The following is a 13518-nucleotide window of genomic DNA, read 5'->3' as shown; positions in this document are numbered from 1 at the left end:
GTTTATAATTCTCTTGGTGTGGTTCCCTTTTTGTTTGGGTGTCCGGCGGGGGGCGGGGCCGGGCCCCTCGGCGATGGCCCACACGATGAGGGACTGGCCGCGGCCGGCGTCGCCGGCGACGAAGACGCCGTCGACGTTGGTGGCGTAGGCGGTGTCGCGGGCGACGTTGCCCCGCTCGTCCAGCTCCAGGCCGAACTGCTCGACCAGGCCGTTGGACCGGTCGGTGCCGGTGAAGCCCATCGCCAGGGTGACCAGCTGGGCCGGGATGCGGCGCTCGGTGCCCTCGCGCTGGACGAGCTTGCCGTCGACGAAGTCGACCTCGACCAGGTGCAGTGCCTGGACGTTGCCGTCCTCGTCGCCCTCGAAGTGGGTGGTGGAGACGGAGTAGATCCGCTCGCCGCCCTCCTCGTGGGCCGAGGTGACCTTGTAGAGCATGGGAAAGGTCGGCCACGGCTGGGCGACCGGGTTCCGCTCCTCGTTGGGGCGGGGCATGATCTCCAGCTGGGTGACCGAGAGGGCCCCCTGGCGGTGGGCGGTGCCCACGCAGTCCGCGCCGGTGTCACCGCCGCCGATGACGACGACGTGCTTGCCCTCGGCGGTGATGGGCGGGGCGACGAAGTCGCCCTCCTGGACCTTGTTGGCGAGCGGCAGGTACTCCATGGCGAAGTGGATGCCGTTCAGGTCGCGGCCGGGGACCGGCAGGTCGCGGGAGACGGTGGCGCCGGCCGCAATGACGACGGCGTCGAACCGCTTGCGCAGGTCGGTGGCGGTGATGTCGCGGCCGACCTCGATGCCGGTGCGGAACTTGGTGCCCTCCGCGCGCATCTGCTCGATGCGGCGGTTGATGTGCACCTTCTCCATCTTGAACTCGGGGATGCCGTAGCGCAGCAGGCCGCCGATGCGGTCGGCGCGCTCGTACACGACGACGGTGTGGCCGGCGCGGGTGAGCTGCTGGGCGGCGGCGAGGCCCGCCGGGCCGGAGCCGATGACGGCGGCCGTCTTGCCGGAGAGGCGTTCGGGGGCCTGCGGGGCGACGCCGCCGTGGTCCCACGCCTTGTCGATGATGGAGACCTCGACGTTCTTGATGGTGACGGCCGGCTGGTTGATGCCGAGCACGCACGCCGACTCGCACGGGGCGGGGCACAGGCGGCCGGTGAACTCGGGGAAGTTGTTCGTGGCGTGCAGGCGCTCCGACGCGGCCGCCCAGTCCTCGCGGTAGGCGTAGTCGTTCCACTCGGGGATGAGGTTCCCCAGCGGGCAGCCGTTGTGGCAGAACGGGATGCCGCAGTCCATGCAGCGGCCGGCCTGCTGGCTGATGATGGGGAGCAGGGAGCCGCGGACGTAGACCTCGTTCCAGTCGCCCAGCCGCTCCGCGACGGGGCGGGAGCAGGCGGTCTGGCGGGTGGTGGTGAGGAAGCCCTTCGGGTCAGCCATGGGTCGCCGCCTCCATCATCTTCTCGGTGGTCTCGGACTCGGAGAGTCCGGCCCGCTCAGCGGCGTCCTTGGCGGCGAGCACTGCCTTGTACGTGGTCGGGATGATCTTGCTGAAGCGGGCCGCCGAGGCGGGCCAGTCAGCGAGGAGCTTCGCGGCCACGGTCGAGCCGGTCTCCTCCTCGTGGCGGCGCACCACATCGTGCAGCCACTGCTCGTCCTCGTCGGACAGGGCCTCGACGGCGTTCGCGTTGCCGGCGTTGACCTGTCGGGGGTCGAGGTCGATGACGTAGGCGACGCCGCCGGACATGCCGGCCGCGAAGTTGCGGCCGGTTTCGCCGAGGACGACGGCGGTGCCGCCGGTCATGTACTCGCAGCCGTGGTCGCCCACGCCTTCCGAGACGACCAGGGCGCCGGAGTTGCGGACGCAGAACCGTTCGCCGGTGCGGCCGCGCAGGAACATCTCGCCGCCGGTGGCGCCGTAGCCGATGGTGTTGCCGGCGATGGTGCTGTATTCGGCGAGGTGGTCGGCGGCGCGGTCCGGGCGGACGACGATGCGTCGGCGGGTGAGGCCCTTGCCGACGTAGTCGTTGGCGTGGCCCTCCAGGCGGAGGGTGACGCCGCTCGGCAGGAAGGCTCCGAAGGACTGGCCGGCGGAGCCGGTGAAGGTGAGGTCGATGGTGTCGGCGGGCAGGCCCGCGCCGCCGAACTTCTTGGTGACCTCGTGGCCGAGCATGGTGCCGACGGTCCGGTTGATGTTGCGGATGGCGACCTGGGCGCGGACGGGCTGGGCCGCCTCGGCGGTGGCCGCGCCCAGGGCGTCGGCGGCGAGCTCGATCAGCTCGTTGTCGAGGGCCTTCTCCAGGCCGTGGTCCTGCGGGACCAGGGCGTGGCGGACGGCGCCGTCGGGCAGGGCCGGCACGTGGAAGAGCGGCTCCAGGTCGAGGCCCTGCGCCTTCCAGTGGGTGACGGCCTCGGTGGTGTCGAGCAGTTCGGCGTGGCCGACGGCCTCTTCCAGGGTGCGGAAGCCCAGCTCGGCGAGGAGTTCGCGGACCTCCTCGGCGATGAACTCGAAGAAGTTGACGACGAATTCGGGCTTGCCGGAGAAGCGGTCGCGCAGGACCGGGTTCTGGGTGGCGATGCCGACGGGGCAGGTGTCGAGGTGGCAGACGCGCATCATGATGCAGCCGGAGACGACGAGCGGGGCGGTGGCGAAACCGAACTCCTCGGCGCCGAGCAGCGCGGCGATGACCACGTCGCGACCGGTCTTGAGCTGGCCGTCGGTCTGGACGACGATCCGGTCGCGCAGCCCGTTGAGCAGCAGGGTCTGCTGGGTTTCGGCGAGGCCGAGCTCCCAGGGGCCGCCCGCGTGCTTGAGCGAGGTGAGCGGGGAGGCGCCGGTGCCGCCGTCGTGGCCGGAGATGAGGACGACGTCGGCGTGGGCCTTGGAGACGCCCGCCGCGACCGTTCCGACGCCGACTTCGGACACCAGCTTCACGTGGATGCGGGCGGCCGGGTTGGCGTTCTTGAGGTCGTGGATGAGCTGGGCGAGGTCCTCGATGGAGTAGATGTCGTGGTGCGGCGGCGGGGAGATGAGGCCGACGCCCGGGGTGGAGTGGCGGGTCTTGGCGACCCACGGGTAGACCTTGTGGCCGGGCAGCTGACCGCCCTCACCGGGCTTGGCGCCCTGGGCCATCTTGATCTGGATGTCGTCCGCGTTGACGAGGTACTCGGAGGTGACGCCGAAGCGGCCGGAGGCGACCTGCTTGATCGAGGAGCGGCGCGCCGGGTCGTACAGGCGGTCCGGGTCCTCGCCGCCTTCGCCGGTGTTGGACTTGCCGCCCAGCTGGTTCATGGCGATGGCGAGGGTCTCGTGCGCCTCGCGGGAGATGGAGCCGTACGACATGGCGCCGGTGGAGAACCGCTTGACGATCTCGGAGACGGGCTCGACCTCGTCCACGGGGACGGACGGGCGGTCGCTCTTGAAGCCGAAGAGGCCGCGGAGCGTCATGAGGCGCTCGGACTGTTCGTTCACCCGGTCCGTGTACTTCTTGAAGATGTCGTACCGGCGGTTGCGGGTGGCGTGCTGGAGGCGGAAGACCGTCTCCGGGTCGAACAGGTGCGGCTCGCCCTCGCGGCGCCACTGGTACTCGCCGCCGATCTCCAGCGCGCGGTGCGCGGGGGCGATCCCGGAGGCGGGGTAGGCCTTGGCGTGGCGGGCGGCGACCTCCTTGGCGATGACGTCGAGGCCGGCGCCGCCGATCTTGCTGGCGGTGCCCTGGAAGTACGTCTCGACGAACGCCTCGTCGAGGCCGACGGCCTCGAAGACCTGGGCGCCGCGGTAGGAGGCGACGGTGGAGATGCCCATCTTGGACATGACCTTCAGGACGCCCTTGCCGAGAGCGTAGATCAGGTTCCGGATGGCCTTCTCGGGCTCGATGCCGTCGATGAACGTGCCGGCGCGCAGCAGGTCCTCGACGGACTCCATGGCGAGGTACGGGTTGACGGCGGCGGCGCCGTAGCCGATGAGCAGCGCGACGTGGTGGACCTCGCGGACGTCGCCGGCCTCGACGAGCAGGCCGACCTGGGTGCGCTGCTTGGTGGCGATGAGGTGGTGGTGCACGGCGGCGGTGAGCAGCAGCGACGGGATCGGCGCGTGCTCGGCGTCGGAGTGCCGGTCCGAGAGGACGATGAGGCGGGCGCCGCCCGCGATGGCGGCGTCGGCCTCGGCGCGGATCTCGGCGATCCGGGCGGCGAGGGCGTCGGCGCCGCCGGAGACCCGGTAGAGGCCCGAGAGGGTGGCGGCCTTCATGCCCGGCATGTCGCCGTCGGCGTTGATGTGGATGAGCTTGGCCAGCTCGTCGTTGTCGATCACCGGGAAGGGGAGGGTGACGCTGCGGCAGGACGCGGCGGTGGGCTCCAGCAGGTTGCCCTGCGGTCCGAGGGAGGACAGGAGCGAGGTGACGAGCTCCTCGCGGATGGCGTCCAGCGGCGGGTTGGTGACCTGCGCGAAGAGCTGGGTGAAGTAGTCGAAGAGCAGCCGGGGGCGCTCGGAGAGGGCTGCGATGGGGGAGTCGGTGCCCATGGAGCCGATCGGCTCGGCTCCGGTGCGGGCCATCGGTGCGAGGACGACGCGCAGCTCTTCCTCGGTGTAGCCGAAGGTCTGCTGGCGGCGGGTGACCGAGGCGTGGGTGTGCACGACGTGCTCGCGCTCGGGCAGGTCCGTCAGCTCGATCTCGCCGGACTCCAGCCATTCGGCGTACGGGGCGGCGGCGGCCAGCTCGGCCTTGATCTCGTCGTCCTCGATGATCCGGTTCTGGGCGGTGTCGACGAGGAACATCCTGCCGGGCTGGAGGCGGCCCTTGCGGACGACCCTGGCGGGGTCGATGTCGAGGACACCGACCTCGGAGGAGAGCACGACGAGGCCGTCGTCGGTGACCCAGTAGCGGCCGGGGCGCAGGCCGTTGCGGTCGAGGACCGCGCCGACCTGGGTGCCGTCGGTGAAGGTGACGCAGGCCGGGCCGTCCCAGGGCTCCATCATCGTGGAGTGGTACTGGTAGAACGCGCGGCGGGCCGGGTCCATGGAGGTGTGGTTCTCCCAGGCCTCCGGGATCATCATCAGCACGGCGTGGGGCAGCGAGCGGCCGCCGAGGTGCAGGAGCTCCAGGACCTCGTCGAAGGAGGCGGAGTCGGAGGCGTCCGGGGTGCAGATCGGGAAGATCCGGTCGAGGGCGCCCTGGCCGAAGGTGTCGGTGGCGAGCTGGGACTCGCGGGCCCGCATCCAGTTCCGGTTGCCCTTGACCGTGTTGATCTCGCCGTTGTGGGCGACGAACCGGTACGGGTGGGCCAGCGGCCAGGACGGGAAGGTGTTGGTGGAGAAGCGGGAGTGGACCAGGGCGAGCGCCGAGGCGAAACGGCGGTCGGAGAGGTCCGGGAAGAAGGGCTCCAGCTGGCCGGTGGTCAGCATGCCCTTGTAGACGATGGTGCGCGCGGACAGCGAGGGGAAGTAGACCCCGGCCTCGCGTTCGGCGCGCTTGCGCAGCACGAAGGCCTTGCGGTCGAGGGCGATCCCGGTGTTCTCGCCGTCGGTGACGAACAGCTGCGAGAAGGCCGGCATGGTGGCGCGGGCGCCGTTGCCGAGCAGGTCGGGGGTGACGGGGACCTCGCGCCAGCCGAGGACGGTGAGGTCCTCCTCGGCGGCGATGGCCTCGATCTGCTCCACGGCGACGGCCTGTGCGGTGCCGTCGGCGGGGAGGAAGGCGATGCCGACGGCGTACGCGCCGGCTTCGGGGAGCTCGAATCCGGTGACCTCGCGGAGGAAGGCGTCCGGGACCTGGCAGAGGATGCCGGCTCCGTCGCCCGAGTCCGGCTCGGAGCCGGTGGCGCCGCGGTGCTCGAGGTTCCGCAGTACGGTCAGCGCTTGTTCGACCAGCGTGTGGCCGGCCTCGCCGCTGAGGTTGGCCACGAAACCGACGCCGCAGGCGTCGTGCTCGTTGCGCGGGTCGTACATGCCCTGTCGGGCGGGGCGACCGTCCATGGGCGACCAGGCGGTGCTGCTGGGGCCGGTCGCGGAGTGCGTGGATGCGGAACGCATCGGCTCTCCCGTCGTCGTCGTGGCATTGGTGCATAGCCGAGGGACGACGTTGGCCCTCTGCGAAATTTCGTGCAGGTTACATGATGGCCGCTATCCCGGGAACCGGATATCGGCGTTTCACCATGCGGACACGCACGGGGCAGAGAAGGGTGCTTCGGGGGTGTGGCGTAGCAGGTCAGGATGGTCGCGGCGCGTGCGGTGGCACGGCGCTGGGCGGGGAGCCTTGGCGCACGAACGTGGGCATCGTTGCCCGGGGCGCCCTGCTGTGATGCCCGGCGGACATGGCATCGAAACCGCCGAGTAACGGACTACTTATGTAGGACTCTGCATAGTGTCTCATTCGATGTGCGGTCAGCCTATGGCTGTGCCGATCCAGGTTCCCAGGATGTACGTCACACCGGCGGCCGCGCCACCCAGGAGCAGCTGCCGCAGGCCGCTGTACCACCAGGACCGGGCGGTGACCTTGGAGACGACGGCCCCGCAGGCGAAGAGCCCGACCAGGGCGAGCAGCACCGCGGGCCACAGGGCGGTGGCGCCGAGCAGGTAGGGCAGTACGGGCAGCAGCGCGCCCAGCGCGAAGGAGCCGAACGAGGACACCGCGGCGACCAGGGGCGACGGCAGGTCGTCGGGGTCGATCCCGAGCTCCTCGCGGGCGTGGATCTCCAGCGCCCGGTCGGGGTCGCGGGACAGCTGCATGGCGACCTCGCGGGCGAGGGCCGGGGTGACGCCGCGGGAGACGTACAGCTCGGCCAGCTCCTCCATCTCGTCGACGGGGTGCTTGCGCAGTTGCTGCCGCTCGACGTCGAGTTCGGCGAGGACCAGCTCGCGCTGCGAGGCGACGGAGGTGTACTCGCCCGCGGCCATCGAGAAGGCGCCGGCCGCGAGCCCGGCCAGCCCGGTGATGACGACGGTGTGCGGGGCGACGGCGCCGCCGGCCACACCGGTCATCAGGGCGAGGTTGGAGACGAGCCCGTCCATGGCACCGAACACGGCCGGCCGCAGCCAGCCGCCGTTGACGTCCCGGTGGGTGTGGTTGTCCCGGTGGGCCGTGTGCAGCGGCGCTTCGATGTCGATGATGGACATGCGGTATATCTCCCCTTTTGTCGCCTACGAGGGCGCACGGGAGCCCTGAAATGCTCCGCTCCCCCCAACACCTCGAAACTACGCACGATTTCTGTTGCCCGCCAGCAAGGAAGGCCGTACTTACCTGGGCATTTGCGGGTCGGCGACCGGGTGACGGCGGCGCGGGCGGGGTGTTTCGCGACGACCGGCAAACCGTATGTCATGACACAAATCCCCCTAGGGGTCACGAGGGCCCCGTCCAGCCCCCTCGGATGGAGAGGCGCGCCCATGGAGCTGACCGCTGCACGCACTCCGGGCAGTCCCTGCCCCCCGCAGGTCCTCCTCGCACGGTCCCGGGGCGCCCTCCTGGGCCTCGCGGTGGGCGATGCGCTGGGCGCCCCCGCCGAGAACATGAAACCGTCGGAGATCCGCGCGAGATGGGGCCGGATCGAGGGCTTCGTCACCGAGGACCCGACGGGCACGGACGACACGGAGTACGCGATCTTCTCGGCGCTGCTGCTGGCCCGCCACGGGTCGGCGCTCACCGTCGCACACGTGGAACGGGCCTGGCACCACTGGATCGCCGACCTGGACGAGGGGCCGTTCCGCGGGGCAGGGTTCTCCGAGCGGGGCACCCTGGAGAACCTGCGGCGCGGCCTCGCGGCACCGATCTCCGCCCAGCACCGGCACGCCTGGTCGGACGGCCTGGCGATGCGGGCGGCGCCGTTCGGGGTGTTCGCGGCCGGCCGGCCGGCGGAGGCCGCCCGGCTCGTCGCGATCGACGGCACCGTCAGCCACGACGGGGAGGGCATCTACGGCGGCCAGGCCGTCGCGGCGGGCGTCGCCGCGGCGATGGCCGGCGCCGGGCCCGCGTCGGTGGTCTCCGCCGCCCTCTCGGTCATCCCCTCGGACTCCTGGACCGCCCGCTCCCTGCGCCGGGCCGTCACCGCCGCCCCGCGCGGCGAACGGGCGGTCCGCTCGGCGGTCGTCATCGGCGGCTATCCCTGGACGGACCTGGCCCCGGAGGCCGTCGGCCTGGCCTTCGGGGCGTTCACCGCCTGCCGCGGGGACTTCGCCGACTCGGTCCTGACCGCGGTGAACATGGGCCGCGACGCGGACACCACGGCGGCCGTGGCGGGCGCCCTCGCCGGGGCGCTGCGCGGCGTCGGCGCGATCCCCGGGGCGTGGGCGTCGGCGATCGGGCCGGTCCGCGGCCGGTGCCTGCCGTCGATGCGCGGCTACCACGTCCTGGACGTCGCCGACCTCCTCACCCCGGAATACGAGACCCCCCGATGACCCCACCCCAGCCCCCCGACCCGGCGCCCCTCGCTCCCGCCCCGGACCGGCCCGGGACAGCACACCGCCCCCTGGCCACCCGGGCCCCCGCCCCCGGCGGCGACCGCGCCCCGCAGGCAGCACCGGACGAGCGACCGGGAACGCCCCCGGCATGGCCCCCGCCCGCCCATCCCGAAGCCGACGGCCCGCCGGCGCCGGCCGTGCCGGGCGACCCGGGCGGAGCCGTGCCGGGCAGCGGGTCGGGGGCCGTGCCGGGCAGCGGGCCCGCGGTCGTGGCGGCCGGCGGACTCGGGGTCGTGGCGGCCGGTGCGCCGCCCGGAGCCCTGGTGAGCAGCGGACTCGGGGTCGTGGCCGGGGGCGTGATCGGCGGGTGGGCCGGGGTGGGCAGCGGGCGCCCCGGAGGGGGACGGCGGATCGAAGGGTTGTTGCTCGGGCTGGCCGTGGGGGACGCCGCCGGGTGGCCGGCCGCTCGGCACCGGGCCAGCCGGATGCCCGAGTGGACCCGCCGCCTCACCCGTGAGCTGGACACCTTCGCCGAACAGAACGCCACCACCACCCTCCCCGTCCCCATCGCCCTGAACCAGCCCCCGGAGCCGCTGCTGCTGGGCCCGTCCGACGACGCCGAGTGGGCCGCCTTCGCCGCCGAGTCGGTGCTCACCGCCGGCGAGGGCCTGCTCAGCGACCTCAGCCCGTCCCGCCGGATGCGGGCCGCGATCGACCTCGCCTGGAACGCCCTGGCCAGCGAGATCGCCGCCGCCGCGGAACGCGCCCCCGAGGTGGAGTCCGCCGTACTGCCGCTGCGCGCGCGGATCTCCGTACGGGCCGGCCTCGGCAACCTCGCCGCCGGGCTGCGTCCGCCCGCCACCGGCCACGACAACCCGCACTACTTCGACGACGCCGCCTGCGTCCGCGCCTGCGTCCTCGCCGTCGTCCATCCCGGCGACCCGGAGGCCGCGGCCGACCTCGCCGAGTTCGACGCCCGCTACACCCAGGACGGCGACGGCGTCCACGGCGCCCGCGCCATGGCCGCCGCCCTCGCCGAGGCGTTGGCCGGCGCCGACACCGACACCGCCGTCGAGGCCGCCCTCGCCCAGCTCCCCGGAGCCACCGAGATCGGCCGCAACGCCCGCCACGCCGTCAAGCTCGCCCGCACCCACACGGAGGGCGGCGGCGCCTTCGCCATCGTCCCGACCCTCGAACACGAGATCGTCGACCACGTCTACAGCTACGGCATCGCCGCCGCCGAGACCGTCCCGGTCGCCCTCGCCCTGGCCACCGCCGCCCGCGGCCGAGCCGTCGACGCCGTGCCGGCCGCGGCCTGCCTGTCGCGGGTCGCGGACTCCGCCCCCGCCCTCGCCGGGGCGCTCACCGGCGCCCTCGGCGGCGGCGACTCGGTCCCCGCCGCCTGGCGCGAGGCCTGCCGCGTCCTGTCCGGCTGCGCCCTGCCCCGCCTCGCCGGCACGGACCTCGTCGAACTCGCCGCGCTGCTCGCTCGTACGGAACTCACCTCACCCAAGGGATGATTCGGACATGACGCTCACTCTGGAAGACCGGGCGGCCGGCTGCCTCGTCGGGGCCGCCGTCGGCGACGCCCTCGGCGGACCGGTGGAGGGCTGGTCCCCGGACCTGATCGCGCAGCGCCACGGCGGCCGCGTCCACGGCATCGTCGGCCCCTGGTACGAGGACTGGCGCACCGCCCGGCCCATCGCCCCGTACCACAAGGGCGACGGCCGCGTCACCGACGACACCCTCATGACGCACGCCCTGGTCCGGGTCTACGAGGCCGTTCGGGACCACCTGGACGCGTACGCGGTCGCCGACCACCTCGTCCCCGACCTGATGACCCGCCCCCGCTGGATCCCCGAGCTGGAGGCCGAGGCCCTCCCCCTCCAGCGGATCTTCCTCGCCGAGAAGTGGATCGTGGCCCGCCTGCACTACGGGCACGTCGACCCGCGCGAGGCGGGCAGCGGGAACATCGTCAACTGCGGTGCGGCGATGTACATGGCGCCGGTCGGCATCGTCAACGCCGGCAATCCGGCGGGCGCGTACGCGGAGGCACTGGACGTCTCCGCCGCCCACCAGTCCTCGTACGGGCGGGAGGCCGCGGGTGTCCTCGCGGCGGCGGTGGCGGCGGCGTGCGTGCCGGGGGCGACGGTGTCGTCGGTGGTGGACGCCGCGCTCGCCCTGGCCAAGGACGGCACGCGGGCCGCGATCGAGGCGGTCTGCGAAGTGGCCGGGCGCCACCGGGACTTCGAGTCGGCGCTGGGGCCGCTGCGGGCGGCGGTGGCCCCGTACGACTCGGTCGGCCCCGACTACCGCGCGCCGTCGCTGGGTGCCCGGCGACCGTCCCGGCTGCACGCGATCGAGGAGCTGCCGGTCGCCCTCGGCATGCTGGTCGTCGCGGACGGCGCGTACGAGGAAGCCGTGCTCGGAGCGGTCAACTACGGCCGGGACTGCGACTCCATCGCCACCATGGCGGGGGCCGTCGCCGGGGCGCTGGCGGGCGGGGCCGCGGTCCCGGCCGGCTGGGCCAAACAGGTCGCCGAGGCCAGCCGGCTGGACCTGCACGCGCCGGCGGCGGCGCTGGCCGAGGTGGCCCGGGAGGTCTTCGCCCTGGACCGGTCCCGCCGGCGCGCCCACGAGGCGGCCTTCGCGACGATCGCGGCCCGGTGACGGGCGCCCCGGGCGGGCTGCGGCTGACCTGGGTGCAGCCGGAGGACCTCGTCGGGCACGAGCTGCGGCAGGCCGCCGAGGACGGGCGGGACGCGGGGCCTTTGCTGCGCCGCTGGCTGGCGGCGGGCGGCCGCCCGGCCCCCGCCCGGGCCGGCGCCTCCGCCGAACCGGCTCCACCGGGGCTCCGGGAGCTGGCCGCCCGCCTGCTGGCCGAACTGGCCGCGCTCCCCCGCCCGTCGGCTGCCGCCGAACCGACGGCCTGGTCAGCCATCATCGCCGCCTGCACCGCGGCCGCCCCCGCCCCCACCCCCGACTGCGGGCCCACGCTCACCGCGGCCGGGCCGACCGCGGCCTCCGGTGGAGGGCTGCAGGGGCGGTTGGAGGCGGCGTGGGTGGGCCGGGCCGTGGGGTGCGTACTCGGCAAACCGGTGGAGAAGCTGCCGCTGGAGGGGATCCGGGCGCTGGCCCGGGCGGCCGGGAACTGGCCGCTGGACGACTGGTTCACCGCCCGCGGCGTGCCGCCCGCCCTGCTGGCCGCGTACCCGTGGAACCGCCGCTCCGCCGGCACCTCCCTCGCCGAGAACATCGACGGCACGCCCGAGGACGACGACCTCGACTACCCGCTGCTGAACCTGCTGCTCCTGCGCCGCCACGGCCGCCGTTTCACCACCGCCGACGTCGGCCGGCTCTGGCTCGACGAGCTCCCCGCCGGCCGGACCTTCACCGCCGAGCGCAACGCGTACCGGAACCTGCTGCTCGGGCTGGAGCCCCCGGAGACCGCCACCCACCACAACCCGTTCCGGGAGTGGATCGGCGCCCTCATCCGCGCCGACGTGCACGGCTGGACCAACCCCGGCGACCCGCGGGCCGCCGCCGAGCAGGCCTACCGGGACGCCGCGCTCAGCCACACCGGCAACGGTCTCTACGCCGCCCTGTTCGCCGCGGCGACGATCGCGGAGGCGGCCTCCGGCCGGGCCGACGTCCACACCGCGCTGCGGGCCGGGCTGGCCGCCGTACCACCGGGCGCGCGCCTCGCCGGCGCAGTCCGTCACGGGATCCGGGCGGCGCGCGAGGAACGGGACTTCGACCGCGTCGTGGACCGGCTGCACGCCCGCTACGGTCACTACCATTGGGTCCACTCCGTCCCCAACGCCGCCCTCGTCGCCGCCGCCCTGACGCATGCCGACGGCGACTTCACCCGCTCGGTCTGCCGTGCCGTCTCCGGCGGCTGGGACACCGACTCCAACGGGGCGACCGCCGGCTCGATCGCCGCCCTGGTGGCCGGCCGGGTCCCGGACCGCTGGGCCGCGCCCCTGAAGAACCGCCTGGCCACCACCGTCGCCGGCTTCGACGGCATCGGCTTCGACACCCTCGCCCAGCTCACCGCACAGGAGGCAGCACGCTCATGACGGCCATCGCCGTGCTCGGCAGTACGAACATGGACCTCGTCGCCTACGTACCCAAGGCCCCCCGCCTCGGGGAGACCGTCACCGGCCGCGCGTTCCGCACCGTCGCCGGCGGCAAGGGAGCCAACCAGGCCGTCGCCGCCGCCCGGCTGGGCGCGCAGGTGGTGATGATCGGCGCGGTCGGCGCCGACGAGTTCGGCGTACGGCTGCGCTCCGCGCTCACCACGGCCGGAGTCGACACGTCGGGCCTGCGCACCGTGGAGGGCGCCAGCGGCACCGCGCACATCACCGTGGACGACGAGGGCGGCAACAGCATCATCGTCATCCCGGGCGCAAACGCCCGCGTGACGGGCCTGGAGGAGGGCGACGAGGCGCGGATCGCCGCCGCCGGGGCGCTGCTGCTCCAGCTGGAGGTACCCCTGTCCGCGGTGCAGGCGGCCGCCCGCGCGGCCCGCGCGCACGGCGTCCGGACGGTGCTGACGCCCGCGCCGGCGCAGCCGCTGCCGGCGGAACTGCTGGCGTCGGTGGACCTGTTGGTGCCCAACGAGCACGAGGCGGCGGCGTTGACCGGTCTGACGGACCCCCGCCAGGCGGCCGCGGCACTGCTGGAGCGGGTCCCCGAGGTGGTCATCACGCTGGGCGCGGCGGGCGCGCTGTACGCGGCGCGGGGGCGGGAGCCGTACGCGGTGCCCGCGCCGCGGGTGCGGGCGGTGGACTCCACGGCGGCCGGGGACACGTTCGTCGGGGCGCTGGCGGTGGCGCTGGGCGAGGGCCGGCCGGTGCGGGCGGCGCTGGGGTGGGCGGCGACGGCGGCGTCGCTGTCCGTGCAGCGGCCCGGGGCCCAGGACTCGATGCCAAAGCGGGCCGAGACCGACGCGGCGTTCGCCGCCGGCGGCGGGTCATGACCCCGCTGCCGGGCCGGACCGCGCCCCCGGACACCGGCCGGGCCGCGTCCCGCGGGGCCGACCGGGCGGCGGGCTCCCGGCCGGGGGCCGAGGCCGCGCCCGACGCCGAACCGCCCGACCCGGGTCCCGGCGTCGGCGCCGGGGCCGGGGC

At 74.0% G+C, this 13518-nt stretch carries 8 protein-coding genes; 5 read left to right on the top strand and 3 right to left on the bottom strand.

The features are described 5' to 3' along the window. From ACFVGY_RS33800 to ACFVGY_RS33790, 3 genes are all read right to left on the bottom strand, one after another. The coding region (locus ACFVGY_RS33800; RefSeq protein WP_385685082.1) for a glutamate synthase subunit beta at nucleotides 1-1434 on the bottom strand (1434 nt) is incomplete at its 3' end. Further along, nucleotides 1427-6025 carry a glutamate synthase large subunit gene (gene gltB, locus ACFVGY_RS33795; protein WP_385685079.1) on the bottom strand — a complete coding sequence of 1533 codons (4599 nt, stop codon included), beginning with the start codon at nucleotides 6023-6025 and terminating at the stop codon, nucleotides 1427-1429. The genes gltB and ACFVGY_RS33800, both read right to left, overlap by 8 nt. 351 nt (nucleotides 6026-6376) lie before the next feature. Further along, the gene (locus ACFVGY_RS33790; RefSeq protein WP_385685076.1) at nucleotides 6377-7108 is read right to left on the bottom strand and encodes a VIT1/CCC1 transporter family protein; all 732 of its coding nucleotides are present in this window, start codon (nucleotides 7106-7108) and stop codon (nucleotides 6377-6379) included. 267 nt (nucleotides 7109-7375) lie between these two features. On the opposite strand from ACFVGY_RS33790, the gene ACFVGY_RS33785 reads away from it, so the two are divergent. The 5 genes from ACFVGY_RS33785 to rbsK are packed head-to-tail and all read left to right on the top strand — an operon-like array spanning nucleotide 7376 to nucleotide 13367. Beyond that, nucleotides 7376-8383, top strand: a complete 1008-nt coding sequence (locus ACFVGY_RS33785; protein ID WP_385685073.1) for an ADP-ribosylglycohydrolase family protein — start codon at nucleotides 7376-7378, stop codon at nucleotides 8381-8383. After that, nucleotides 8380-9906: an ADP-ribosylglycohydrolase family protein gene (locus ACFVGY_RS33780; protein WP_385685070.1), complete on the top strand. Its 1527-nt coding sequence runs from the start codon at nucleotides 8380-8382 to the stop codon at nucleotides 9904-9906. Before ACFVGY_RS33785 ends, ACFVGY_RS33780 begins: the two co-directional genes overlap by 4 nt. A gap of 7 nt (nucleotides 9907-9913) precedes the next feature. Continuing rightward, on the top strand, nucleotides 9914-11056 hold the full coding sequence (locus ACFVGY_RS33775) for an ADP-ribosylglycohydrolase family protein (protein ID WP_385685067.1): 1143 nt from the start codon (nucleotides 9914-9916) through the stop codon (nucleotides 11054-11056). Next, nucleotides 11053-12465 carry an ADP-ribosylglycohydrolase family protein gene (locus ACFVGY_RS33770; protein ID WP_385685064.1) on the top strand — a complete coding sequence of 471 codons (1413 nt, stop codon included), beginning with the start codon at nucleotides 11053-11055 and terminating at the stop codon, nucleotides 12463-12465. Before ACFVGY_RS33775 ends, ACFVGY_RS33770 begins: the two co-directional genes overlap by 4 nt. Then, nucleotides 12462-13367 carry a ribokinase gene (gene rbsK, locus ACFVGY_RS33765; protein ID WP_385685062.1) on the top strand — a complete coding sequence of 302 codons (906 nt, stop codon included), beginning with the start codon at nucleotides 12462-12464 and terminating at the stop codon, nucleotides 13365-13367. Before ACFVGY_RS33770 ends, rbsK begins: the two co-directional genes overlap by 4 nt. Nucleotides 13368-13518: the final 151 nt, after the last annotated feature.

This window comes from Streptomyces sp. NPDC127106 (assembly GCF_042677605.1).
Taxonomy (GTDB): Bacteria; Actinomycetota; Actinomycetes; order Streptomycetales; family Streptomycetaceae; genus Streptomyces.
This window is presented reverse-complemented; position numbering and strand designations above follow the sequence as displayed.

Bases quoted from the DNA above. Each gene is read 5' to 3' on its own strand.
- rbsK (WP_385685062.1), top strand. From the start codon at position 12,462: ATGACGGCCATCGCCGTGCTCGGCAGTACGAACATGGACCTCGTCGCC.
- ACFVGY_RS33775 (WP_385685067.1), top strand. From the start codon at position 9,914: ATGACGCTCACTCTGGAAGACCGGGCGGCCGGCTGCCTCGTCGGGGCC.
- ACFVGY_RS33785 (WP_385685073.1), top strand. From the start codon at position 7,376: ATGGAGCTGACCGCTGCACGCACTCCGGGCAGTCCCTGCCCCCCGCAG.
- ACFVGY_RS33780 (WP_385685070.1), top strand. From the start codon at position 8,380: ATGACCCCACCCCAGCCCCCCGACCCGGCGCCCCTCGCTCCCGCCCCG.
- ACFVGY_RS33790 (WP_385685076.1), bottom strand. From the start codon at position 7,108: ATGTCCATCATCGACATCGAAGCGCCGCTGCACACGGCCCACCGGGAC.
- gltB (WP_385685079.1), bottom strand. From the start codon at position 6,025: ATGCGTTCCGCATCCACGCACTCCGCGACCGGCCCCAGCAGCACCGCC.